We start from the raw sequence: 24,120 nt of genomic DNA, 5'->3' as shown, positions 1-24,120 counted from the left end.
CGGCGAGGGGACGCAGGAATTCCGGTTAATTCTTTCCGCCGCCCACCAGAACTCATTCCCATAATCGATCTCCGCCACCCGTACACATCTTGCACACAAATTCTCGCACCATGATCGGATACGCTCTCCGACGTATCACGGGCCGTCAGATCCGTGGTCGTCTCCCTATCGCCTGCCGTACGTACCGGACGGCCGGCTCCGAGAAAGGAATTACATGAACATCAGTGTTCGTCGAAGGGGAATATCACTGCTTGCCTCGGCCGCCCTCATGGCCGGCGGCGCGCTGGCCGCGGGCGCGGGCAGCGCTGCGGCGGCGACGCCCGACGCAGGCCCCCGGGTCGTCTCGCCCCATGCGGTCAGCACCTGGGACGTCTACTACAACTCCACGTACCGGGGCACTTTCCAGTGGAGCGCCGACCCGTCAGGGAGCAACCCAGGCGATGCCATGCGGGTGACGGACGACGCGGCGGACGGCTTCGGCATCGAGGCGGACCTCGACACCGGCAGCAGCATCCGCGTCGCCACCACTGCCGGACACGACTCGCCCTACACGTCAGCGTGGGCGACCGGAGATCTCCCGGAGGGAAAGCAGTACACCGTTTACATCTATCTCGTGAGTGGCGGGCAGTATTACCTCGCCTCCACCACCACCGTCACGTCGTAGCGCCGCACACCGAATTCCCGCTGCCCCCGGACTCCTTTTCCGACCCGGGGGCAGCGGGTTTTTACTGCGGGCCTTTATCGGGGATGTCGTCCTAGCTCTCCACGACTCCGATCCGCGCATAGAGCCGCCGCATCGCCGGCGGTGCGTACCAGGCGGCCCTGCCCAGCGCGGCCTGGCAGGCCGGCACCAGCACGACGCGCACCAGGGTCGCGTCCACGAGGACGGCGAACCCGGCGCCGACGCCGAACAGTTGCAGGAAGCTGACCGTCGAGGTGCCGAAGGCCAGGAAGCTGACCGCGATCAGCGCCGCCGCGGTCGTCACGATGCGACCGCTGTTGGCCAGGCCCTCGGTGACGGCGGTGCGGTTGTCCGCGCCCCGGTCGTGCAGCTCCTTGATCCGGCTCAGCACGATCACCTCGTAGTCCATCGACAGTCCGAAGGCGATGCAGAACAGCAGCACCAGCATGCTGGTGTCCAGCGGCAGCGGGGCGAAGTCCAGCCACCCCGACAGGTGGCCGTTCTGGAAGATCCACACCATCAGCCCCGCGGTGGCCGACAGCGTCAGCACGTTCAGCAGCAGGGAGCGCACCGGCTGCAGCACGCTGCCGGTGAAGAGGAAGAGCACCACGAAAGTGGTCAGCACGATCAGCAGGCCGGCCAGCGGGAGCCGGCTGCCGATCGCGTGCTCGGTGTCCACCAGCTGCGCCGTCTGCCCGCCGACATGGGCGCGCACCCCGGCCGGCGCGGCCAGGTCCCTGGCCTGGTGGACCAGGCGCTTCGCTGCGGCCGAGCGGGGATCCGCCGCGGTCGCCACCGACAGCCGCGCCCCGCCGGGACCTGCGAGCCCCGGGTTGCCCGCGGCGCTCACCTGGCGGCCGTGCGCGAACGTCCCGGCAGCGGTCTGCACCCGGACGGCACCCGGCAGCGCCGACAGACCCGCGGCGAACGTCCGCAGGTCGGCAGGACCCACAGGGCCTTCGGTGACGACGTCGACCGCGTTGGCCACGCTGCCGGGGAAGTCCTTGCGCAGCACGTCACCGACCGAGCGGCTGGAGGTGTCCGTGCGCAGCACCCGGTCGTCCGGGGTGCCGAACGAGACGTGCAGCAGCGGCGAGGCGAGCACCAGCAGGACCGCGACCACCGGAAGTGCCGTCAGCAGCGGGCGGCGCATCACCAGACCGGCGGCCCTGCCCCACAGCGGGGCGGCCGTGGACGGCGGGCCGCCCTTCGCCCACGGCAGCCGCCCGGCGTTGACCCGGCGGCCGAGCACCACCAGCAGCGCGGGGAGCAGCAGCACCGCGGAGGCCATGGAGATCAGCACCACCCCGATGCCGGCGTAGGCGAAGGACCGCAGGAAGTACAGCGGGAAGATCAGCAGCACGGCGAGCGCGGCCACCACGGTGGTGCCGCTGAAGACGATCGTGCGCCCGGCGGTGGCCACCGCGGTGGTGACCGCCCGCTCCGGGTCCGCACCGCGGGCCAGTTCCTCCCGGTAGCGGCTGACCATCAGCAGGGCGTAGTCGATCGCCAGGGACATGCCGAGGGCGGTCGTCAGGTTGACCGCGTAGACGGCGACATGGGTGACCGACCCGAGAACGGACAGTTCGGCGAACGTCCCCATGATCGCCACCGTGCCGATGGCCAGCGGCAGCAGGGCAGCGACCGCACTGCCGAAGGCGAGGAAGAGCAGCACCAGGATGATCGGCACCGCGACGGCCTCGGCGACGGCCAGGCTCTTGCCGACCTGGGCGGTGACGTCGGCGCCGACCGCGGCGCCGCCGCCGACGGTCACCGACCAGCCGGGACCGCTGCCCGCCAGCCCGGCCAGCGTGCCGCTGCCGGGTTCGTGACCGGTGCGCTCGCGGCCCACGACCAGCGCATAGCGCCCGTCCCCCGACCTCAGCCCCGGGTCGTGCGCCTGCCAGTACGAGACCACGCCCGCGGCACCCGGCTCCGCGGCCAGCCGCCGGGCGGCGTCCGCGCCGGCCGCGGACACCGCGGGGTCGTCCACCGTTCCGCTGCGCGCATGGACGAGCAGCACCACGCTGTCGGCGCCGCCGAAGTGCTCGTCCAGCAGGCGTTGAGCCGTCGTCGAGTCGGCCGAGGGGTCCTGGAAGGCGCCGTCGGTCTGCAGCTTGCCGAAGGCGCCGAGGCCGACGACGACGGCGCCCACGAGCAGGACGACCGAGACCAGCAGCACGGCCCGTGCCCGGCGTACGACGAATCCACCGATCTTGAGGAACACCACGACCTCCACGTCGCGCAGCAGCACCGCGGTGCACGCCGTGTGGGTGTCCGCTCTCGAACGAGAATCTAAAGCAGCTGCTTTATTTTTTCAAGTGCCTTGCGTCGCCGCATCTCCCTGACTTGACCACCCCATTGGCTAACCGCTATTCATTGGGGGTCGTGAGGAGGGCGGTCGGTGCAGGACGTGGTGCTGGCGCTGCTGGCCAGGGAGCCGTCGCACGGCTACGACCTGCGCCGGCAGCTGGCGGCTGCCCTCGGACCGCTGGGCGGGACGCTGAACGCGGGGCAGGTCTACGTGACGCTCACCCGGCTGGAGAAGGCCGGACTGGTCGCCCTCGCCCGCGTGGACGAGGCGGAACGCGGCCCGCAGCGCAAGGTGTACGCGCTGACCCCGGCCGGGCGGGAGCGGGTGGCCGCGTGGCTGGCCGAAGGCGCAGGCCCCAGGCCGGACGTCACCGACTTCCACCTGAAGCTGGTGGCCGCGGCGGAGTCGGGACTCGCCGACCCGCTCGCACTCGTGGCGGCCCGCAGGCAGGAGCTGCTGCGCAGCCTCGCCGAGGTCCAGCGCGCCGCCCTCGCCCACGACACGCAATCGCGGCCCGGTCTGCTGCTGGAGGGCGTCGCCCTGCGGATGCAGGCGGACCTGCGCTGGTTGGAGGCGTGCGCGCGGACCTGGTCCGCCCACGCCCCACGCGGGGAAGGCGGAGCAGCCGGATGAGAAGAGCGGGCAAGGAGCGGACCGCCTCGCGGGGCGGCCCGCCCGGCGGGGCTGTTGCGGGGCCGGTGCTGCGGGCGGTCGGCCTGTCGCGGGCGTACGGGGAGGACGCGTCCCTGGTCTGGGCCGTCGACGGCGTCGACCTCGACATACCGGCCGGTCAGACGCTCGCCGTGACCGGACCCAGCGGCTGCGGCAAGTCGACGCTGCTCCAGCTGCTCGGCGGTCTCGACCGGCCGTCCGAGGGCGAGGTGTGGCTCGGCGGTCGGCGCGTCGACGGCCTCGGGGAGCGGGCGCTCGCGCGGCTGCGCCGCCGCAGCGTCGGGTTCGTCTTCCAGGCCTACCACCTGATGGACGAGCTGACCGCGGTGGAGAACGTCGAGCTGCCCGCGCTGCTCGCCGGCTCCGCACCGCGCACCGCCCGCCGCCGGGCCGCGGGACTCCTCGACCAGGTCGGGCTGGCCGCCCGCGCCCGGCACCGGCCCGCCGAACTCTCCGGCGGGCAGCGGCAGCGGGTCGCCATCGCCCGCGCCCTGGTCAACAGCCCGCTGGTGGTCCTCGCCGACGAACCCACGGGCAACCTCGACAGCGCCGCGACCCACGACGTCCTGCGGCTCTTCGCCGAACTCCGCTCCGCCGGCCAGACCCTGGTCATGGTCACCCACGACGAGCGCGTCGCCGCCACCGCCGACCGCGTCGTCTCCCTGCGCGACGGGACACTGGCCGACGACATCCGCCTGGACGGCGGCCCCCGCCTGCCCGAAGGCGCCGGCGCGGACCACGGTGCCGCGTCGCCGCTGGGCGCGCTGCTGGACTGGGAGGACTGACCGTGGGACACGCGCTGCTGCTCTGCCGGCTCATCGTGCGCGACCTGCGCCGCCGCCCCGGCGAGGCCGCCGTGTTCGTCCTCGCCGTCGCGCTCGCCGCCACCAGTCTCGCCCTGGGGACGGCGGCGGGCGACGCCGTCACCACCGGCTACCTCACGACCCGGGCGGCCACCGCGGGACCCGACATCGTCGCCGTGACGACCGCCGCGGACCCGGCCGCGGTGGCCGCGGCCATCGCGAAGGCCCCCGGGGTGGCCGCGCAGGCCGACCCGGTCTTCGCCTTCGACACCACCGTCCGTGCGCGCGGCCAGGACGCGCACTCGGCGGTCGAGGCGGCCGGCCCCGCGACCACGCCGGTGGACCGGCCGCTGGTCACCGCCGGCACCTGGGTACGCCCCGGTGGCGCGGTGCTCGAACGCGGCTTCGCCCAGGCGCTCGGCCTGGCCGTCGGCGACCAGGTCGTCATCCGCGGCCGCGGCTACCCCGTCGTCGGGACCGCGATCAGCGCCGCCACCGCGGTGTATCCCTGGAGCGACGACGCGCAGGGGCCGGGGCCTTCCGACTTCGGCGGCCGGATCTGGCTCACCGCCGCCGACACCCGCGCGGCGGCCGGCGACGCACCGGGCGTCCACCTCATCCGGCTGAAGCTGACCGACCCGGGCGCGACGAAGCAGTGGCAGGACACCGCCTTCCCGCGCGGCGAGCGGGGCACCGCCTGGGTCACCACCCACAACTGGCAGGGCGTCCTCATGACCGACCAGGCCATGATCGAGAACACCCGGCCCGCCCTGGTCGTCGGCGGCTGGCTGCTCACCGTGGCCGCGGTCGTCACCCTGGCCGCGCTCGCCACCGTCCGCACCGCCCGCGACAACCGGCGTGCCGCCCTGCTCAAGGCGGTCGGCGCGGGGCCGGGCACCGTCATCGCGGTGCTGCTGGCGCAGTACCTGGTGCTCACCGCCCTGGCCGCAGGGGGCGGGCTGGCCGCCGGTGCGTGGCTGGCGCCGCGGCTCGTCGACCCGAGCGCCGGGCTGCTCGACAGCGTCACCCGGCCGGGCGCGGGCACCGTCGGCGTCGCACTCGTCCTCGCGGCGGTGGTCGCCGCGGCCGGCGCCGTCGGCCCCGCTGTGCGTGCCGCCCGCACCAGCACGGCAGGAGCCCTGGCCGACCGGTCCGCCGACCTGCTCACCCACCACCCGCACCTGAACGCCGTGACCTCGCACCTGCCGACCCCGCTGCTGCTGGGGGTACGGCTGCTCGCCCGCCGGCCCGGCCGCGCCGCCCTGGCCGCCGCCGGGACCGCGGCCGGCACGGTGATGGTCACCGCGCTGCTCACCTGGCACGCCGACCTCGGCAGCCGGCCGGACTTCCGGCAGTTCGGCCCCATCCAGGTGCGGGCCGACCAGACCGGCCGGGTGCTGCTCGCCGTCACGCTCGCGCTGGTGGCGCTGTCCGCGCTCAACGCGGTGCTGCTCGGCTGGAGCACCGCCGTACAGGCCAGGCACACCCTCACCGTCGCCCGCACCCTCGGCGCAACGCCCGGCCAGGTCGTCTGCGCGCTCTGCGTCGCGCAGTTCCTGCCCGCCCTGCCCGGGGTCGCGGCGGGCGTGCCGACCGGCCTCCTCCTGTACTGGTTCTTCGGCGACACGGTCACTCCCCCGGCGTCGTGGCTGCTCACCGCCGCGCTCGCCGTCCTGCTGACCGTCGCGGCGCTGACCGCCCTGCCCGCCTGGGCGCACACCCGGGTCCCCGCGGGACGCGCCCTCGGGGCGGAAACCGGGTGAGCCGCCGCGGGCGCACCGATGAGTTTCCGCGCGTGGTCCGGTCCTCACTGGGCAGGCACCCATCGACAGGAGGCGACCATGTTCGGTTCGACCAAGGCGTTCAGCGGTTTCTCCGTGGACGACATCGCCGCGGCCAAGGCGTTCTACGGCGAGACGCTCGGGCTGCGGGTGTCGGAGCGGAACGGGCTGCTGACGCTGCACCTCGCGGGGGACCGCGACATCATCGTCTACCCCAAGCCCGACCACGTCCCGGCGACGTTCACGATCCTCAACTTCCCCGTCCCCGACATCGATGCGGCCGTGGACGAGCTGACCCGCAAGGGCGTGCGCTTCGAGCGCTACGACAACCTCAAGGCCGACGACAAGGGCATCTTCCGCGGCGGCGGCCCCCTGATCGCCTGGTTCACCGACCCCGCGGGCAACGTCCTGTCCGTGCTCCAGGAACCCGCCTGACCGCGCACCTCAGGGCGTGAGCACCCCTGCCGTACGCGCCGCGGCCAGCCACTGCGGGAATCCGCCGAGCAGCCGGTCGTAGAGATCGGCGTCGGAGAGCGAGCCGGGGGCGTCGCCTGCGGCGAAGAAGCCGGCGTTGTCCACGGCGCGGCGGCCCGGTACGGGCAGGTCGTCCAGCCTGCGCAGGAAGCGGAAGTCGTCGTCACCGAACCCGATGAACTGCCAGTAGATCGGCAGCCGTGCCGCCGTGCACAGCACGTGCTCGGCGGCGGCCCTGGAGGTCGGCGACCCGTCGGTCTGGAAGACGACGAAGGCCGGGTCCTCGGCCCCGCACGCCTGGTAGTGGTCGATGACGGCCTGCATGGCCAGGTGGTAGTTGGTGCGCCCCATGTGGCCCATCGACTCGTGCAGCGCCGCGATGCGGTCGCGGTACGCGTCGAGGCTGATCTCGGCGGTGCCGTCGACCTCGGTGGAGAAGAACACGACGGGCACGACCCCGTCGTCGTCGAGGTTGGCGGCCAGCGCGAGCGTCTGCTCGGCCAGCCGCTGCACCGACCCGTCACGGTAGTACCGCCGCATGCTGCCGGAGCGGTCCAGCACCAGGTAGACCGCCGCCCGCTGCCCGCTCACCCGGTTCTTGACCAGCGACACCGCGGCGGTCTTGACCAGGCTCACCAGCGCGGGAGCGCGCTCGCCGACCCTCGCCAGGGCGGTGCCGGCATCGGGGGCGGCGGCACCGCCCTGGCGAGGGTCGGCGCCGGGTCTCTTGCGGTAGTCGATCCGAGCGGGCTTGCGGTAGTCGATGGCCATGCGCCGAGATTGTCCTCGGATCGGGCCGCCCGCGCTCGGGAAACGTGCACATATGCCAGAGCCCGGCCCCGAGGGGCCGGGCTCTCGCACATGGAGCCGGGGAGGTCAGGCCTCGGTGGGGCCGTCGTCCGGGTTGCTGTCGGCGTCCTTGGCCAGGCCGAGGGTTTCGACGACCCACTTGTCGAACTCGATCGACGCGCGCACCCAGCTCACCGTGCTGGACACGAAGTGTTCGAGGCCGACGCCGAGGCCGATGAGGAGCTGGGCCTCGCCGATCAGGCGGACGCTGCCGTCGTCGTGGGTGTGGGTGTACATCTTCGGCCACAGGGTGCGACGGTTCCAGTCGTCGATGACCTCGTGCAGCTGCGGCTTGTCCTCGACCGTGTACGGACGGTCGTAGAAGGTCCGCACGGCGAAGACCTGCTGGTCCCCCTCGCCCCGGAACATGAAGTAGGTGCGGAAGTCCTCCCACGGGGCGGCGAGGTCGCCCTCCTCGTCGACGAGGTACTTCAGCTCCATCTGGTCAAGCAGCTGCTTGACCAGGTCCTGGTCCGGAATGACCACACTGCCGTTGTTTCCGGTCGGGTCGGGGTCCGGCTGGCCCCCGAAATTAGGAATCGAGGACGGGTCGATGCTCACCGTGAAGTCCCTTCGTGACGTCTCCCTGCCATCCTCTCTCATCCGGGCCCGCTCGTCACAACCCCAGGTCACTTCGTGAGGTCAGGACGGTCCTGCCCGGTGGCGGCGCCGACCAGCAGGCCGTCGGCGGCGCGGTCGACCCGTACGGTCTGCCCGTCGGTGACCTCGCCCGCCAGCAGTGCGCGGGCCAGCGGGTCGCCGATGGCGGTCTGCACCAGGCGGCGCAGCGGCCGGGCCCCGTACGCGGGGTCGTTGCCCTCGTCGGCGAGCCAGTCCAGCGCCTCCTCGGAGACGTCGAGGGAGAGCCTGCGGTCGCGCAGCCGCTCGGCGAGCCGGTCGGTCTGCAGCCGGGCGATGCGGCGCAGCTCGTCCTTGGACAGCGCGGAGAAGACCACGGTGTCGTCCAGCCGGTTGAGGAACTCGGGCTTGAAGGACGCGCGGACCGTGCTGAGCACGTGCTCCCGCTTCTGCTCGTCGCTCAGCGACGGGTCGACCAGGTACTGGCTGCCCAGGTTCGAGGTCAGGATGAGGATGGCGTTGCGGAAGTCGACCGTGCGGCCCTGCCCGTCGGTGAGCCGGCCGTCGTCCAGCACCTGGAGCAGCACGTCGAAGACCTCGGGGTGCGCCTTCTCGACCTCGTCGAGCAGGATCACGCTGTACGGGCGGCGGCGCACCGCCTCGGTGAGCTGGCCGCCCTCCTCGTAGCCGACGTAGCCGGGAGGGGCGCCGACCAGCCGGGCGACCGAGTGCTTCTCGCCGTACTCGCTCATGTCGATGCGGACCATGGCCCGCTCGTCGTCGAAGAGGAAGTCGGCCAGCGCCTTGGCCAGCTCGGTCTTGCCGACGCCGGTCGGGCCGAGGAAGAGGAAGGAGCCGGTGGGGCGGTCGGGGTCGGCGATGCCGGAGCGGGAGCGGCGTACCGCGTCGGAGACGGCGCGCACCGCCTCGGTCTGGCCGATGAGCCGGCGGCCCAGCTCCTCCTCCATCCGCAGCAGCTTCTGCGTCTCGCCCTCCAGCAGGCGCCCGGCCGGGATGCCGGTCCAGGCGGCGACGACGTCGGCGATGTCGTCGGGGCCGACCTCCTCCTTGACCATGTTCGCCGAGGGTCCCTGGGAGGCGGCCTCCTGCTCCTCCCTGGTGGCCTCCTCCAGCTCCGCCTCCAGCTTGGGCTTCTCGGCGTAGAGCAGCTTGGACGCGGTCTCGAAGTCGCCGTCGCGCTGGGCGCGGTCGATGCGGGTGTCGATGTCGTCCAGGTGCTCCTTGAGTTCGCCGACCCGGTTGAGGCCCTGCTTCTCCTTCTCCCAGCGGGCGGTCAGGCCGCGCAGGTCCTCCTCGCGGTCGGCGAGGTCCTTGCGCAGCTTCTCCAGCCGCTGCACCGATGCGGGGTCGGTCTCGTTCTTGAGCGCCATCTCCTCCATGCGCAGCCGGTCGACGGCCCGCTGCAGCTCGTCGATCTCGACGGGCGAGGAGTCGATCTCCATGCGCAGCCGGGAGGCGGACTCGTCCACCAGGTCGATGGCCTTGTCGGGCAGGAAGCGCGAGGTGATGTAGCGGTCGGACAGGGTCGCGGCGGCGACCAGCGCGGAGTCGGCGATCTGCACCTTGTGGTGCGCCTCGTAGCGGCCCTTGAGGCCGCGCAGGATCGCGACGGTGTCCTCGACGGTCGGCTCGGCGACCAGCACCTGCTGGAAGCGCCGCTCCAGGGCCGGGTCCTTCTCGATCCGCTCGCGGTACTCGTCCAGCGTGGTCGCGCCGACCATGCGCAGCTCGCCGCGGGCGAGCATCGGCTTGAGCATGTTGCCCGCGTCCATGGCCGAGTCGCCGCCCGCGCCCGCGCCGACGACGGTGTGCAGCTCGTCGATGAAGGTGATGATGCGGCCGTCGCTGTCCTTGATCTCGGCGAGCACCGCCTTGAGCCGCTCCTCGAACTCTCCGCGGTATTTGGCGCCGGCGACCATCGCGCCGAGGTCGAGCGAGACCAGCCTCTTGTTGCGCAGCGACTCGGGCACGTCGCCCTTGACGATGCGCTGGGCCAGGCCCTCGACGACCGCGGTCTTGCCGACGCCGGGCTCGCCGATCAGCACCGGGTTGTTCTTGGTGCGGCGGGAGAGCACCTGGACGACGCGGCGGATCTCCTGGTCGCGGCCGATGACCGGGTCGAGCCTGCCTTCGCGGGCCGCCGCGGTGAAGTCGGTGCCGTACTTCTCCAGCGCCTTGTACGTGCCTTCCGGGTCCTGGCTGGTCACGCGCTGCCCCCCACGGGCGGTCTCGAAGGCGGTCAGCAGCTCCTTGCCGCCGGCCCCCTGACGGGTGAGCAGGTCGCCGGCCTGGCCGCCCTTGACGGCGGTCCCGATCAGCAGGTGCTCAGTCGAAAGGTACGCGTCCCCCAGCTCCTTGGCCCGCTCGGCGGCGTCCGCGATGACGGCCAGCAGTTCGCGGTTGGCCTGCGGGGGCGCCACCGTGGAGCCCTGCACCTTGGGCAGCGCCTCCACCAGGCGCCGGGTCTGCTCGGTGACCTCCGCCGGGTCGGCGCCGACGGCGGTGAGCAGGTCGAGCACGTTCTCGTTGTCGGTGCCGCTCAGCAGGGCGAGCAGCAGGTGCGCGGGCGTCAGGTCCGGGTTGCCCTCGGCGACCGCCCGCGTGTTGGCGGCGTTGAGCGCTTCCCGGCTCTTGTTGGTCAGCTCGGCATCCACGGGCCTGGTCCTCCTCAAGGTGCTGGCGTATTGCGTAAAGGAACATGAACCATCTTGAGTCTATTCCACTCAACTTCACTTCCGCAGCCCGACACGGCGAACATCCGACGGCTCGTCACGAGAAAAAGCGACCGGCCCTGACGGGGCGAAGGCAGCGGCCCGTCACCCCAGGTCGGGGGACGGGCCTGCGGACCGGCGGGGCGGGTTACCGTCGTCGCATGGTTCGACGTGACCCCCGCGCCCCCGAGGCCGGCTATCTCGCCTTCTGGCGCGAGTACCACCTGTGCACCCTGACCACGCGGCGCCCCGACGGCTCGCCGCACGTCGTACCGGTCGGGGTCACCTACGACCCGGAGGCCGGACTGGCACGGGTGATCACCAACACCGCGAGCGCGAAGGCGGCCCATGTGCGGGCCGCGGGCCCCGAGGGGGCGCAGGTCGCGGTCTGCCAGGTCGAGCGGGGGCGCTGGGCGACGCTCGAAGGCCTCGCGACGGTCTCGGAGGACCCCGAGCGCGTCGCGGACGCGGTCGCCCGCTACGCGGAACGCTACGGCCGCACCCCGGCGCCCAACCCGCACCGCGTCGTCATCGAGATCGCCCTGACCCGGGCGATGGGCTCGGCCTGAGACCGGCCGCCCTGCCCGGTCGGACGGCCGCCGCTCAGGACGACGACTTGGGGCGCCACACGACCAGCGCACTGGTGTGCTGCACATCCTGGTACGGCACCAGGTCGCGGCGGTACGACGCGTGCACCGCCGCCTCGCGCTGCTGGATGACGGCGGCGGCGCCCTCGACCGTGGCGGTCAGCTCGGCGACCCTCGCCTGCAGCGCGGCGACCTGGTTCTCCAGTTCGATGATCCGCTTGATGCCGGCGAGGTTGATGCCGTCGTCCTGGGAGAGCCGCTGCACCTCGCGCAGCTGCTCGATGTCGCGGGCCGAGTAGCGGCGGCCCCGCCCGGCCGTGCGGTCGGGCGAGACCAGGCCGAGGCGGTCGTACTGCCGCAGGGTCTGCGGGTGCAGACCCGACAGCTCGGCCGCCACCGAGATGACGTAGACCGGGGACTCCTCGGTCAGCTGGTACGGGTTGCGGCCGCGCGGGCCGCCGGGACCACGCGGTCCCGGCCCGGGCGCCGTACCGTCCATCCGGCCGTCGATGCTCATCCGTTCACGCTCCCTTTGCCGCCTTGAACAGCTCGGCCCGCGGGTCGGCGTCCCCGGTCGCCTCCCGGTAGGCCTCCAGCGCGTCCAGCGCCTTGCCCTCGGTCTTCTCCGGCACCGCCACCTCGACGGTGACCAGCAGGTCGCCGCGCGACCCGTCCTTGCGCACCGCGCCCTTGCCGCGCGCCCGCAAGGTGCGGCCGTTCGGAGTGCCCGGGGGCAGTTTGAGGGTGACCGGGGGGCCGCCCAGCGTCGGCACCTTGACGTCGCCGCCGAGCGCCGCCTCCACGAAGCTGACCGGCACGGTCACCGTGAGGTTGGCGTCCTTGCGGCCGAAGACCGGGTGCCGTCCGACGTGCACGACCACGTACAGGTCGCCCGCGGGGCCGCCGCGCTCGCCGGGTGCGCCCTTGCCGCGCAGCCTGATCCGCTGCCCGTCGGTCACCCCGGCGGGGATGCGGACCTGCATGGTGCGCGAGCTCTTGGCCCGCCCGCTGCCGTGGCAGACGTCGCAGGGCGTCTCGGCGATCAGGCCGCGGCCCTTGCAGTCCACGCACGGGTCGGTGAGCGAGAAGCCGCCACCGCCGCCGCGCGAGACCTGCCCGGTGCCGACGCAGGTCGGGCACACCCGGGGGGTGCCGTTCTTGTCGCCGGTGCCCGAGCACGCCTTGCAGGGCGCCTGCGAGGACATGCGCAGCGGAACGGTCGCGCCGTCCACGGCCTCGGTGAAGCTCAGGGTGACCTCGGACTCGATGTCCTGCCCGCGCCTGGGCTGCACCCTGGTGCCGCCGCCGCGGTTGAACAGCCCGCCGAAGACGTCCCCGAGGCCGCCGCCGAAGCCGCCGCCCTGGCCGCCGGTCGTGGTGGTGCCGCCGGGGCCGCCCTGGGCGCCGCCGAAGAGGTCGCCCAGGTCGAAGTTGAAGCCGCCGGTGCCGCCCGCGCCGGGACCCGGGCGGAAGCCGCCGGTGCCGAACAGCGCGCGGCCCTCGTCGTACTCCTTGCGCCGCTTGGCGTCGGAGAGCACGTCGTTGGCCTCGGAGATCTCCTTGAAGCGCTCCTCGGCCTTGGCGTCGCCCTTGTTGGCGTCCGGGTGGAACTCGCGCGCGAGCTTCCGGTACGCCTTCTTGATCTCGGCGTCGGTGGCGTCCTTGGGGACGCCGAGGACCTTGTACAGGTCCTTTTCCAGCAGGTCCCTACTGATGCTCATCCCCGGCGTCCCTCCTCTCCGCTCCCGCTGCTCCGTCAGCCCTGGTCCGGGCCACCGGTCTCCTCGTCGTCCGCCGCGTCCACTGCCGTGTCCTGGTCCTCCGCCGCCTCGTCGCCCTTTCCGGCGCCCGGCTGCGGCTCGGCGACCGCGACCCTGGCGGGCCGCAGATTGCGCTCACCCAGGCGGTACCCGGGCTGGAGGATCTGCACGCATGTGGTCTGCGTGACATCCGGCGAGTAACTGTGCATCAGGGCCTCGTGCACCAGCGGGTCGAAGGGCTCGCCCTCCTTGCCGAACTGCTGCAGCCCCAGCTTCGCCGCGACCGTCTCCAGCGACTCGGCGACCGACTTGAAGCCGCCGACCAGCTCGCCGTGCTCACGCGCCCGGCCGATGTCGTCCAGCACCGGGAGCAGCTCGGTGAGCAGGTTGGCGACCGCGATCTCCTTGACGGCGATCCGGTCCCGCTCCACCCGGCGGCGGTAGTTCTGGTACTCGGCCTGCAGCCGCTGCAGGTCCGCGGTGCGCTCGTTGAGCGCGGTGCGCACCTGGTCCAGCTGTGCCCGCAGGGCCGTCAGCTCCTTGGCGTCCCCGCCGCCCGACCCCGCGGCCGCCTCCTCGGCGGCCCCGGCGTCCTTGGCGGCATCCGGCTGCTTGTCGCTGGCCTCGGAAGGGACGTCGGGCTCCGAGTCGAAGCCCTTCGGCTCCTCCGTCACGCGGCACCGTCCCTCTTGTTGTTCTCGTCGTCCACGATCTCGGCGTCCACGACGTCGTCGTCGGCGGGGCCTGCCTGGTCGGCGCCGGCGTCGGCCTGGGCACCGGCCGGGGCGTCGGCCTGCGCGTTGGCGTACAGCGCCTGGCCGAGCTTCTGGCTGACCGCCGCGACCTTCTCGGTGGCCTCGCGGATCGCCGCGGTGTTCTCACCGTCGGTGGACTCGTTCTTGAGCTTCTCCTTGAGGTCCGCGATGGCGGCCTCGACCTCGGACTTCACGTCCTCGGGGAGCTTGTCCTTGTTGTCCGCGATGAACTTCTCGGTCTGGTAGGCCAGCTGCTCGCCCTGGTTGCGGGTCTCGGCGGCCTCGCGGCGCTTGTGGTCCTCGTCCGCGTACTGCTCGGCCTCCTGGCGCATCCGGTCGACCTCGTCCTTGGGCAGCGAGGAGCCGCCGGTGACGGTCATCCGCTGCTCCTTGCCGGTGCCGAGGTCCTTGGCGCCGACGTGCATGATGCCGTTCGCGTCGATGTCGAAGGTGACCTCGATCTGCGGCATCCCGCGCGGGGCCGGCGGCAGACCGGTCAGCTCGAACATCCCGAGCTTCTTGTTGTACGCGGCGATCTCGCGCTCGCCCTGGTAGACCTGGATCTGCACCGACGGCTGGTTGTCCTCGGCGGTGGTGAAGATCTCCGAGCGCTTGGTCGGGATGGTCGTGTTGCGCTCGATCAGCTTGGTCATGATGCCGCCCTTGGTCTCGATACCGAGGGACAGCGGGGTGACGTCGAGCAGCAGGACGTCCTTGACCTCGCCCTTGAGCACACCGGCCTGCAGGGACGCGCCGATGGCGACGACCTCGTCGGGGTTGACGCCCTTGTTGGCGTCCTTGCCGCCGGTCAGCTCGCGCACCAGCTCGGCCACGGCCGGCATACGGGTGGAGCCGCCGACCAGGACCACGTGGTCGATCTCGGACAGCTGGATGCCGGCGTCCTTGATGACGTTGTGGAAGGGGGTCTTGCAGCGCTCCAGCAGGTCGCTGGTCAGCTGCTGGAACTGCGCCCTGGTGAGCTTCTCGTCCAGGTGCAGCGGGCCCTCGGCGGACGCGGTGATGTAGGGCAGGTTGATCGAGGTCTCGGTGGAGCTGGACAGCTCGATCTTGGCCTTCTCCGCCGCCTCGCGCAGACGCTGCAGGGCCATCTTGTCGCGGCCCAGGTCCACGCCGTGGCCGGACTGGAACTGCTTGACCAGGTAGTCCACGACCCGCTGGTCCCAGTCGTCGCCACCGAGGTGGTTGTCGCCGTTGGTGGCCTTGACCTCGACGACGCCGTCACCGATCTCCAGCAGCGACACGTCGAAGGTGCCGCCGCCGAGGTCGAAGACCAGGATCGTCTGGTCGTCCTTGTCCAGGCCGTACGCCAGCGCCGCCGCGGTCGGCTCGTTCACGATCCGCAGCACGTTCAGACCGGCGATCTCGCCGGCCTCCTTGGTGGCCTGCCGCTCGGAGTCGTTGAAGTACGCGGGGACGGTGATCACCGCGTCGGTGACCTTCTCGCCCAGGTACGACTCCGCGTCCCGCTTGAGCTTCTGCAGGATGAAGGCGCTCATCTGCTGCGGGTTGAAGTCCTTGCCGTCCAGGTTGATCTTCCAGTCGGTGCCCATGTGGCGCTTGACCGACCGGACGGTCCTGTCGACGTTGGTGACCGCCTGGCGCTTGGCCACCTCGCCGACGAGCACCTCGCCGTTCTTGGCGAAGGCGACGACGGACGGCGTGGTCCTGGCGCCCTCTGCGTTGGTGATGACGGTGGGCTCGCCGCCTTCGAGAACGCTGACGACGGAATTAGTCGTGCCCAGGTCGATGCCGACCGCACGTGCCATGGTGAAATCCTCCTGCTGACTTGAGTGGAACTGACTCAAGAGTGCCCGAGCGGTTTTCTTCTGTCAACAGAGGTGAGTCGCAGCGACTCAACTTTGCGAAGTGCGGGCCGCGCACCCGGCTGCCCGTGCGGGCTCACGGCTCCGGGTCCCCTGCGACCGGCCGGTCCGCCCGCAGGGCGGCGAACAGCCGGTCGGCGGCGGGATGGCGCAGCACCTTGCCGCGGGCTGCGCCTTGCGCCGCGCTTCCGGCCGGCGCCGTGGGCAGGGTGACCAGGGTCACCCCTCCGGCGGGCAGGCCGCGCAGGGCGCCGGCCAGGCCGTAGAGCGCGGACAGCGAGCTGAGCCCGGGGTCGGCGGTGATCCCCGAGGTGGCGGTGTCCAGCAGCCCGAAGAGCCGCGCCGGGTGCGCCAGCGACCCGCGGCCGCCCCTGGCCGCGCCCGCCGCCCCGGCCAGTGCCTGCAGCAGGCCCCCGCGTGGGTCGGCCCCCGCACCGCCCGCCCTTGCGCCGCCGCCGGCCCCCGCGCCGCCCTTTCTGCCGCCGTCGACGGCGCGGGCCAGCCGGCCGAAGCGGGCCACGTCCACCACCAGGTGGTGGTCGATCCGCACCCCCGACAGCTGCTCGAACGCCCGGATGGAGCAGGCGGCGCCACCGCTGCGGAAGGCGGCGCCGAAGGGCTCGTACGCGGCCGGTGCGCTGCCGCCGCCGGGCCTGCGACAGCCGGGGACGCCGACCTGCAGGTCGCGCGGCACACCGACCGCGGCGGCGCGTGTGCGGTCGGCCGACAGGTGGAGCAGTACGGCGGCGTCCCGCCCGGCGGCAGCGGGGGCAGGGGCGGGCGCGGGGTCGTCGGCAGCCAGCACCAGGATGTTGCTGGCCTGCGGCACCAGCGCCGGCGGGCGCTGGGCGGCGTATTCGGCCAGCACCTTCTCGGCGGCGCTGTCGGTGGTGATGTTCGCGCTGAATTTTCGGTAGGAGGCCAGGCACAGGCCCGCGGTGAGCACCAGGAGCAGGCCGGCGCCGATCGCCGTCCAGCGCAGCACCGCCCGCATGTCGCCTCGCCTCCCTGCGCCCCGCGTCCCTGGTCCCCGCACTCCGTGTCGGCCTCATCCATATGTGTCACGGTCGCCCGGGTTTCAATCGGATCGGCGTGGCATACATGACGCGTGTGCGGCGCGCGACACAGATCACCAGTGGTGCGGCTTTATGACCCCCTCGATCCCGGGTAATCTCAGCCAGGACCGCATTAAGTTACCGCTTAGTAGTCCGCTGTCCCGTCCGTCACTGTTCACCGTGCGCAGGCCCGAGGAGCCCCCATGCAACTCGCCGCGATCATCGTGTCGCTGGTCCTCACCGCGGTCGGCGTCGCGCTCATCGGCCTCGCCATCGCGCAGATCTACCGGTTCATCCGGCTCGGCAGGCCCGTACCGGCCGGCAGCCGCACCAACGACCCGCAGGCGCGTACGACGACCCTGCTGCGGGAGTTCGTCGGCCACACCCGGATGAACAAGTGGGGCGTCATCGGCGTCGCCCACTGGTTCGTCGCGGTCGGCTTCCTCACCCTGGGCCTGACGATCGTCAACGCCTACGGCCAGCTCTTCAAGGCCGACTGGATCCTGCCCTGGATCGGCGACTGGCTGCCCTACGAGGTCTACGTCGAGTTCATCACCGCGCTGACCACCCTGGGCATCATCACGCTGATCGCCGTCCGGCTGATGAACCTGCCCTCCCGGGCGGGCCGCAAGTCCCGCTTCGCCGGCTCCACGGCGTGGCAGGCGTACTTCGTGGAGTACGTCGTCCTGGTCATCGGCCTGGCGATCCTGACCCTGCGCGCCCTGGAGGGCGCCCTGCACGGCGTCGACCACTACGAGGCCGCGTACTTCGCCTCGTACCCGCTCGTCGCGGGCTTCCGCGGGCTGAGCACGGAAACGCTGCAGAACGTCGTCTACGCCACCGCCATGGTCAAGCTCAGCGTCACCATGATCTGGGCGATCGTGCTCGGCCTGAACACGAACATGGGCGTGGCCTGGCACCGCTTCCTGGCCTTCTTCAACATCTGGTTCAAGCGCAACGCGCACGGCCCCGTCGCGCTCGGCGCGCTCCAGCCGATGACCAGCAACGGTGTGCCGATCGACTTCGAGGACCCGGGCGAGGACGACGTCTTCGGCGTCTCCCAGGTCGAGCAGTTCTCCTGGAAGGGCATCCTCGACTTCTCCACCTGCACCGAGTGCGGCCGCTGCCAGTCGCAGTGCCCGGCCTGGAACACCGGCAAGCCGCTGTCACCCAAGCTGCTGGTCATGTCGCTGCGCGACCACGCCCACGCCAAGGCCCCCTACCTGCTGGCCGGCGGCGGCAAGAACGCCGAGGGCGAGGAGCAGGCCACCCCCGAGCAGCTGGCCGGCGTCCCCGCCGCGGCCCTCGCCGAGGCCGAGCGCCCGCTGATCGGCACCGCCGAGGAGAACGGGGTCATCGACCCCGACGTCCTGTGGTCCTGCACCACCTGCGGCGCCTGCGTCGAGCAGTGCCCGGTCGACATCGAGCACATCGACCACATCATCGACATGCGCCGCTACCAGGTGATGATCGAGTCGTCCTTCCCGTCCGAGGCGGGCACGATGCTCAAGAACCTGGAGAAGAAGGGCAACCCCTGGGGCCTGCCCAAGAAGCAGCGCCTCGCCTGGGTCAAGGAGGTCGACTTCGAGGTGCCGGTCGTCGGCGAGGACGTCGAGGACCTGACCGAGGTCGAGTACCTGTACTGGGTCGGCTGCGCCGGCTCGCTGGAGGACCGCGCCAAGAAGACCACCAAGGCCTTCGCCGAACTCCTGCACATCGCGGGCGTCAACTTCGCCATCATGGGCGGCGAGGAGAACTGCACCGGGGATTCACCCCGGCGCCTGGGCAACGAGTTCCTCTTCCAGCAGCTCGGCATGGAGAACGTGGCCATGCTCAACATGGCCTTCGGCGAGGATGACGAGGACCCCTCGACGAAGAAGCCCAAGGCGTCGAAGAAGATCGTCGCGACCTGCCCGCACTGCTTCAACACCATCGCCAACGAGTACCCGCAGCTCGGCGGCGAGTACGAGGTCATCCACCACACCCAGCTGCTGCAGACCCTGGTGGACGAGGGCCGCCTGGTCCCGGTCACCCCGGTCGAGGGCCTGATCACCTACCACGACCCCTGCTACCTGGGCCGGCACAACAAGGTCTACACGCCCCCGCGGGAGATCATCGCCAAGGTGCCGGGCCTGCGCAGCGAGGAGATGCACCGCCACAAGGAGCGCGGCTTCTGCTGCGGCGCCGGCGGCGCCCGGATGTGGATGGAGGAGCGGATCGGCAAGCGCATCAACAACGAGCGCGTCGACGAGGCCCTCTCCCTCGACCCGGACATCGTCTCCACCGCCTGCCCGTTCTGCCTGGTCATGCTCACCGACTCCGTCAACGGCAAGAAGAACGACGGCAAGGCCAAGGAGTCCCTCCAGGTCGTGGACGTGGCCCAGCTGCTGCTGGACTCCGTGCGCACACCGGCCGCGGCGGTTGCCGCGGACTCCGCCTCGGGCGCGGCAGCGGGCTGACCGCCGCAGCGTCCACGGGGTGCCGCCCGGCGTGTCACAGGTTGGCAGCAAAGCGGCACCCCGTACCGGCCGTCCGGCGCCGGGGCGGCGGGCAGCGGGTACGTTCGAAGGCGTGGCTGGATTCGAGAACCGACGAGGACAGGACCAGAACGCCCCCGGCGGATATCCCCCGGGGCACGGCCCGTACGCGCCCTCGGGGTCCGGCGGCCAGAGCCCGTACGGCGGCCCGTACGACCCGTCGTACGACGCCCCCGGCCCGTACGACGGCCGGCAGCCCTACGGCCAGCCGCCCGCGTACGACGACGCCCCCGGCCACACGCGGGCGTTCACGATGGGCGAGCCGGCCCCGCTGGCCGACCCGTACGCGTACGCCGAGGACAATGTGGCGACCTACCGGGCAGGGCAGAGCGCGGCCCCGCCCGCAGGCCCGCGGCTGCACTGGAAGCCGCTGCTGAGCGGCATCCTGCTGCGCCCCGGCCGCACCTTCTGGCAGATGCGCGACCACACCATGTGGGGACCCGCGCTCACCGTCACCTTCCTCTACGGCCTGCTCGCCGTCTTCGGCTTCGACGCCGCCCGCAAAGACGTCCTCGACGCGACCCTGACCGCCAGCGTCCCCTGGGTCGTCACCACGGGCATCGCCGTCACCTTGTGCGGCCTCACGCTCGGCGCAGTCACCAACACGCTGGCCCGCCAGCTCGGCGGCGACGGCGCCTGGGCGCCGACCATCGGCCTGGCCATGCTCATCACGTCCCTCACCGACGCCCCCCGGCTCTTCTTCGCCCTCTTCCTGGGCGGCGGCAACGGCTTCGTCCAGCTGCTGGGCTGGCTCACCTGGCTGGCGTGCGCGGCCCTGATGACGTCGATGGTCGGCAAGTCCCACGACCTGCCGTGGCACAAGGCGCTGGGCGCGTCCTCGATCCAACTGGTGGCGCTGCTGATGCTGTTCAAGCTGCCGCTGATCTGAGGGCCGGGAGCGTATGCCCGGGGAACGTACGCGCTGACGCTCCGATGCGCCAGGAACGTACAAGACGCCCCTTGCGCGCGGCCCGCAGGCTGGGCGTATGACCACAGCTTTCGATACGAAGATCGCCGTGCTGCTGCGGGAGGACCTGGAGCCGTGGCAACGGCTCAACGTGACCGCGTTCCTGGTGAGCGGCCTCGGCACGCAGCTGCCCGAAGTCGTCGGCGAGCCCTACGAGGACGCCGACGGCACCGCCTACCTGCCGATGTTCCGCCAGCCGGTGCTGGTCTTCGAGGGCGGCAAGGACGTACTGACCGCCGCCCACACCCGGGCGCTGTCCCGCGTCCTGCCCAGCGCCGTCTTCACCGCCGACCTCTTCTCGACCGGCAACGACGCCGACAACCGCGCGGCCGTCCGCGCCGTCCCGACCGCCGGCCTCGACCTGGTGGGCCTGGCCGTCTACGGCCCGCGCAACGCCGTCGACAAGACGCTCAAGGGCGCGCGGATGCACCCCTGAGGTCCTGCCGCCCCCTCACACCTGGGTGCGGTGGAAGTTCAGGTACGACCTGGAGGCGGTCGGCCCGCGCTGCCCCTGGTAGCGCGAGCCGTACTGCTGCGAGCCGTAGGGGAACTCGGCCGGCGACGTCAGCCGGAACAGACACAGCTGCCCGATCTTCATCCCCGGCCAGAGCTTGATGGGCAGCGTCGCCACGTTCGACAGCTCCAGCGTCACGTGCCCGGAGAAACCCGGGTCGATGAAGCCCGCCGTCGAATGCGTCAGCAGCCCGAGCCGCCCCAGGCTCGACTTCCCCTCAAGACGCGACGCCACATCGTCCGGCAGCGTGATGACCTCGTACGTCGAGGCCAGCACGAACTCCCCCGGATGCAGGATGAAGGCGTCGTCCCCCTCCGGCTCCACCAACCGCGTCAGGTCGGGCTGCTCGACCGCCGGGTCGATGTGCGGATACCGGTGGTTCTCGAACACCCGGAAGAACCGGTCCAGGCGCACGTCGATGCTCGACGGCTGCACCATCGACGGCTCGAACGGGTCGACCCGCACACGCCCGTTGTCGATCTCGGTCCGGATGTCCTTGTCTGAGAGAAGCACGGAACGACCCTAACCCCTGCGGCCCGCCCTACTTCTCCCCGCCGGCGCCATCCCCGACGGGCACGGCGTGCCGCAGCCGCGCACACCTCGGACACCTGACCAGCCGCCCAGGCCCCAACCGCTGCGCCCCCAACTGCTGCAGCGGGAACGACCCGGTGGTGAACACATGCCCCTCCGCACAACGAACGACAGTGCGCTCCATGAAGCCCCTTCCCCAACTCCGTGTGGCCGACAAACCCACACATTAGGGGAACCCACCGCCCCGCCCACGCAGCAACACCACCCCCGAACCTACCCCTCCACCCCCACCTCCCCCCGCCCCACCCCCACGTGCGGTAGAGTGTCCCCGAAGCCCCCTCGGGAGCCTTTTCGCGGATGTAGTTTAATGGTAGAACATGAGCTTCCCAAGCTCAGAGCGCGGGTTCGATTCCCGTCATCCGCTCCATAAAGAAGGCCCAGGTCAATGACCCGGGCCTTTTGTGTTGTCCAGACCCATTGGAGAACCCGTACCGCTTCCGCACCACATCTGGCGGTCAATCGGCGCCATCCGCTTTCGTATTGTCCGGAGGAGTCGCGAGCCCGACGCGAGAGTACGCACCCACGCATCCGAGGGTCCTCAACTCCCCGGAGACCGCGTGGTGATGACGCTGTCACGGCTGGTTGCTAGGTTCATGTGACGGTCGTACTGCCGTCGGGGGGTGGCGGGTATGGGGTTCAGCCTTCGTGGAGCCGTCAACAAGATCGGTGGCGGTGGCGAGAAGCTGCTCGGCAAGGCCAAGAAGAAGGCCGGCGAGATCATCGACGACGGTGCCCACATCGTCGGCGACGGCCTCGATCATGTGGGGCTCGACGACGCGGCGGACTGGGTCGAGGACAAGGGCGACCACATCGCCGACCACATGGGCGCGCACGTCGCCGAGCAGCAGCTCGGGCAGACCGACCAGCCGGACGAACTGCTCCACGGGGACGCAGGGAAGATCCGCACCGCCGCCCGTCATCTGGCGAAGCTCTACGTGGCCTTCGACACCGGCCACACCGGACTCGCGCACCTGGACCCAGGTGACTGGGACGGCCTCGGCGCCGAGGCCTTCCGGGCCAAGTTCCAGACCCAACCTGCGAAATGGGCCAAGGCCGCGCAGGCTTGCGCGGACGCCGGACTGGCCCTGGACACCTACGCCGACACCGTGGAGTGGGCACGAGGCCAGGCCGAAGAGGCTGTCCGCCTGTGGAAGCGGAGCGTCACGGCACGCAAGACGGCGGCAAATGCGTACAACGCGAGCGTCGACACGTACCACGATGACGTGAAGGCCTACAACGACAAGGTCGACGACGGCAAAGACCCCGGCACCAAGCCCGTCGCGCCGGCTGCGTTCACCGACCCTGGCGCGAAGGACAAGCAGGCCGCCAAAGAGACTCTCGACGCCGCCCGCAGCCAGCGCGACGCCGCCGCGAACCGAGCCGTGGCCGCGATCAGGACCGCGACCGCGCTCGCCCCGGCCAAGCCGGACTTCACCGACCGCATGCAGAACGACCTCGGCGATGTCGGCAAAGCCCTCCCCATCGCAGGAGAACACTTCGTCGGCGGCCTCGTCCGTTCACTGACCGACCTGGACAAGTTCGTCCGCGGCCTGAACCCGATGGACCCCTATAACCTCACCCACCCGGCGCAGTACCTGACCCACCTCAACGCCACCGCCGCAGGCCTGGTCGACATGACCCAGCACCCCGAACGCCTCCCCGGCATCATCCTCGGCACCGGCTGGGGCTCCGACGGCTCCGAAGCAAGCGGCCGCCTCGTCGGCAACATCCTCCTCGCCATCGCCACCGACGGCGGCTCCGCCGCAGGCAAAACCGCCGCAGAAGACGCCGCCAAGAACGCAGCCAAAGACGCAGGCGAGCAGGGCGCCAGAGATGTCGCCGCTGCGGATCGCGGCGACGGCCTCTTGCAGCGAGCACGGAGGCGGCCACGTAACGGTCCACCGGTCCCGATGACCATGGCGAGCGTCCGGGACGTGGCTGCGCGTTACTCCATCGACCTTCGCGGGATCAGAATCGAGATAAAGAAGTCGGTCAGCGGTCTCTACGGAAGTACCCCGTCTGCAACCCACATCAACCTGTACCGGGACGCCTTCTACGACAACGAACAACTGGCGCGAACACTCGCCCACGAAAGATTCCACGTGGACCAGATAAAACGGGGTGCACCGATACCGAAGGACGAGGCAACGCTCAAGGCATGGGAAGATGAGGCGTATGCCCACGAGGACGGCTGGTGGGACGACCACCCGGAGAACCGGAGCAGCGAAAGTGAATGACATCGCCGAGAACAGGGCGAGTTGGAAGGACTGGCTCGCCGCGTACGTTCGCGCCTACGAACTGCTGCCGGATTCGCCCCCCGACGCGTGCCCCAACTGTGGCGCCAGAACACTCAACCTGGCCTTTACCGGTCTTGTCGCCGACAGGGTCGGGTACGCATCATTCTGGTGCTCCACCTGTCTGTTCGGCATCCACCTGTCACGCGTACCCGTACCTGACGACGTTCCCATGGACTCCGTCTACGTTCCCGAACGCGATCGGAGCGTGACCGTCCCGAACTACAAGGTCGTACCCGAAAGCATCGACGATGACGGTGACGATGACGAGTCATTCCAGTTCTGACCCCGTCGTAGGAGCCCAGTTGGCTCAGTTGGTCATGCTGGCGC

General features: G+C 71.2%; 21 protein-coding genes and 1 tRNA gene. 12 read left to right on the top strand and 10 right to left on the bottom strand.

Annotated features, from left to right (window positions below):
* Nucleotides 1-214: 214 nt before the first annotated feature.
* Entirely contained in the window at nucleotides 215-664 is a 450-nt protein-coding gene (locus JT723_RS08735) for a hypothetical protein (RefSeq protein WP_205043908.1), read from the top strand.
* Nucleotides 665-755: 91 nt separating this feature from the next.
* On the opposite strand, the gene JT723_RS08730 is transcribed toward JT723_RS08735, so the two are convergent.
* Nucleotides 756-2,936 carry an MMPL family transporter gene (locus tag JT723_RS08730; protein ID WP_251513250.1) on the bottom strand — a complete coding sequence of 727 codons (2,181 nt, stop codon included), beginning with the start codon at nucleotides 2,934-2,936 and terminating at the stop codon, nucleotides 756-758.
* Nucleotides 2,937-3,086: 150 nt separating this feature from the next.
* Between JT723_RS08730 and JT723_RS08725 the strand changes: the two genes are divergently transcribed.
* The 4 genes from JT723_RS08725 to JT723_RS08710 all read left to right on the top strand — a co-directional run bounded on the left by JT723_RS08725 (nucleotide 3,087) and on the right by JT723_RS08710 (nucleotide 6,687).
* Nucleotides 3,087-3,629 (top strand): PadR family transcriptional regulator, encoded by a 543-nt coding sequence (locus JT723_RS08725; protein WP_205043907.1) that lies wholly within the window; start codon nucleotides 3,087-3,089, stop codon nucleotides 3,627-3,629.
* Entirely contained in the window at nucleotides 3,626-4,453 is an 828-nt protein-coding gene (locus tag JT723_RS08720; protein WP_205043906.1) for an ABC transporter ATP-binding protein, read from the top strand. The genes JT723_RS08725 and JT723_RS08720 overlap by 4 nt, the downstream gene beginning before the upstream one ends.
* A 2-nt stretch (nucleotides 4,454-4,455) precedes the next feature.
* The gene (locus JT723_RS08715) at nucleotides 4,456-6,234 is read left to right on the top strand and encodes an FtsX-like permease family protein (RefSeq protein WP_205043905.1); all 1,779 of its coding nucleotides are present in this window, start codon (nucleotides 4,456-4,458) and stop codon (nucleotides 6,232-6,234) included.
* Nucleotides 6,235-6,312: 78 nt separating this feature from the next.
* Entirely contained in the window at nucleotides 6,313-6,687 is a 375-nt protein-coding gene (locus JT723_RS08710; RefSeq protein ID WP_205043904.1) for a VOC family protein, read from the top strand.
* Between the two features lie 9 nt (nucleotides 6,688-6,696).
* Here JT723_RS08710 and JT723_RS08705 read toward each other — a convergent pair whose 3' ends face one another.
* The 3 genes from JT723_RS08705 to clpB form a co-directional block, all read right to left on the bottom strand.
* Nucleotides 6,697-7,497 carry a vWA domain-containing protein gene (locus tag JT723_RS08705; protein ID WP_205043903.1) on the bottom strand — a complete coding sequence of 267 codons (801 nt, stop codon included), beginning with the start codon at nucleotides 7,495-7,497 and terminating at the stop codon, nucleotides 6,697-6,699.
* Between the two features lie 105 nt (nucleotides 7,498-7,602).
* Nucleotides 7,603-8,136: a type III secretion system chaperone family protein gene (locus JT723_RS08700; RefSeq protein ID WP_205043902.1), complete on the bottom strand. Its 534-nt coding sequence runs from the start codon at nucleotides 8,134-8,136 to the stop codon at nucleotides 7,603-7,605.
* Nucleotides 8,137-8,204: 68 nt separating this feature from the next.
* A complete protein-coding gene (gene clpB / locus JT723_RS08695) occupies nucleotides 8,205-10,829 on the bottom strand; it encodes an ATP-dependent chaperone ClpB (protein WP_205043901.1) in 2,625 nt (874 codons plus the stop codon).
* A gap of 218 nt (nucleotides 10,830-11,047) precedes the next feature.
* Between clpB and JT723_RS08690 the strand changes: the two genes are divergently transcribed.
* The gene (locus tag JT723_RS08690; protein ID WP_205043900.1) at nucleotides 11,048-11,455 is read left to right on the top strand and encodes a pyridoxamine 5'-phosphate oxidase family protein; all 408 of its coding nucleotides are present in this window, start codon (nucleotides 11,048-11,050) and stop codon (nucleotides 11,453-11,455) included.
* A 34-nt stretch (nucleotides 11,456-11,489) separates the two neighbouring features.
* On the opposite strand, the gene JT723_RS08685 is transcribed toward JT723_RS08690, so the two are convergent.
* The 5 genes from JT723_RS08685 to JT723_RS08665 all read right to left on the bottom strand — a co-directional run bounded on the left by JT723_RS08685 (nucleotide 11,490) and on the right by JT723_RS08665 (nucleotide 16,826).
* Entirely contained in the window at nucleotides 11,490-11,972 is a 483-nt protein-coding gene (locus tag JT723_RS08685; RefSeq protein ID WP_205044027.1) for a heat shock protein transcriptional repressor HspR, read from the bottom strand.
* A gap of 22 nt (nucleotides 11,973-11,994) precedes the next feature.
* Nucleotides 11,995-13,194 (bottom strand): molecular chaperone DnaJ, encoded by a 1,200-nt coding sequence (gene dnaJ, locus JT723_RS08680; RefSeq protein ID WP_205043899.1) that lies wholly within the window; start codon nucleotides 13,192-13,194, stop codon nucleotides 11,995-11,997.
* A gap of 35 nt (nucleotides 13,195-13,229) precedes the next feature.
* The gene (gene grpE / locus JT723_RS08675) at nucleotides 13,230-13,907 is read right to left on the bottom strand and encodes a nucleotide exchange factor GrpE (RefSeq protein WP_205043898.1); all 678 of its coding nucleotides are present in this window, start codon (nucleotides 13,905-13,907) and stop codon (nucleotides 13,230-13,232) included.
* Nucleotides 13,904-15,775 (bottom strand): molecular chaperone DnaK, encoded by a 1,872-nt coding sequence (dnaK, locus tag JT723_RS08670; protein WP_205043897.1) that lies wholly within the window; start codon nucleotides 15,773-15,775, stop codon nucleotides 13,904-13,906. The genes grpE and dnaK overlap by 4 nt, the downstream gene beginning before the upstream one ends.
* A 133-nt stretch (nucleotides 15,776-15,908) precedes the next feature.
* Nucleotides 15,909-16,826, bottom strand: coding sequence for an LCP family glycopolymer transferase (locus tag JT723_RS08665; RefSeq protein ID WP_205043896.1), 918 nt, complete (start codon nucleotides 16,824-16,826; stop codon nucleotides 15,909-15,911).
* Nucleotides 16,827-17,090: 264 nt separating this feature from the next.
* Between JT723_RS08665 and JT723_RS08660 the strand changes: the two genes are divergently transcribed.
* The 3 genes from JT723_RS08660 to JT723_RS08650 all read left to right on the top strand — a co-directional run bounded on the left by JT723_RS08660 (nucleotide 17,091) and on the right by JT723_RS08650 (nucleotide 20,827).
* A complete protein-coding gene (locus JT723_RS08660) occupies nucleotides 17,091-19,346 on the top strand; it encodes a (Fe-S)-binding protein (RefSeq protein ID WP_205043895.1) in 2,256 nt (751 codons plus the stop codon).
* A gap of 31 nt (nucleotides 19,347-19,377) precedes the next feature.
* The gene (locus JT723_RS08655; protein WP_205043894.1) at nucleotides 19,378-20,313 is read left to right on the top strand and encodes a Yip1 family protein; all 936 of its coding nucleotides are present in this window, start codon (nucleotides 19,378-19,380) and stop codon (nucleotides 20,311-20,313) included.
* Nucleotides 20,314-20,410: 97 nt separating this feature from the next.
* A complete protein-coding gene (locus JT723_RS08650) occupies nucleotides 20,411-20,827 on the top strand; it encodes a DUF2000 domain-containing protein (protein ID WP_205043893.1) in 417 nt (138 codons plus the stop codon).
* A gap of 15 nt (nucleotides 20,828-20,842) precedes the next feature.
* On the opposite strand, the gene dcd is transcribed toward JT723_RS08650, so the two are convergent.
* The gene (dcd, locus tag JT723_RS08645) at nucleotides 20,843-21,418 is read right to left on the bottom strand and encodes a dCTP deaminase (protein ID WP_031520058.1); all 576 of its coding nucleotides are present in this window, start codon (nucleotides 21,416-21,418) and stop codon (nucleotides 20,843-20,845) included.
* Nucleotides 21,419-21,789: 371 nt separating this feature from the next.
* Here dcd and JT723_RS08640 point away from each other — a divergent pair.
* The 3 genes from JT723_RS08640 (at nucleotide 21,790) to JT723_RS08630 (ending at nucleotide 24,076) form a co-directional block, all read left to right on the top strand.
* Nucleotides 21,790-21,863 (top strand) — tRNA-Gly (locus JT723_RS08640).
* 262 nt (nucleotides 21,864-22,125) lie between these two features.
* Nucleotides 22,126-23,733, top strand: a complete 1,608-nt coding sequence (locus tag JT723_RS08635) for a putative T7SS-secreted protein (RefSeq protein WP_205043892.1) — start codon at nucleotides 22,126-22,128, stop codon at nucleotides 23,731-23,733.
* Nucleotides 23,726-24,076 (top strand): hypothetical protein, encoded by a 351-nt coding sequence (locus tag JT723_RS08630; RefSeq protein ID WP_205043891.1) that lies wholly within the window; start codon nucleotides 23,726-23,728, stop codon nucleotides 24,074-24,076. The genes JT723_RS08635 and JT723_RS08630 overlap by 8 nt, the downstream gene beginning before the upstream one ends.
* Nucleotides 24,077-24,120: the final 44 nt, after the last annotated feature.

Origin of the sequence: Actinacidiphila bryophytorum (genome assembly GCF_016916835.1) — a bacterium.
Classification (GTDB): domain Bacteria; phylum Actinomycetota; class Actinomycetes; order Streptomycetales; family Streptomycetaceae; genus Actinacidiphila; species Actinacidiphila bryophytorum.
The sequence above is the reverse complement of the archived record's forward strand: the minus strand, read 5'-3'. Positions and strand labels throughout refer to the sequence as shown.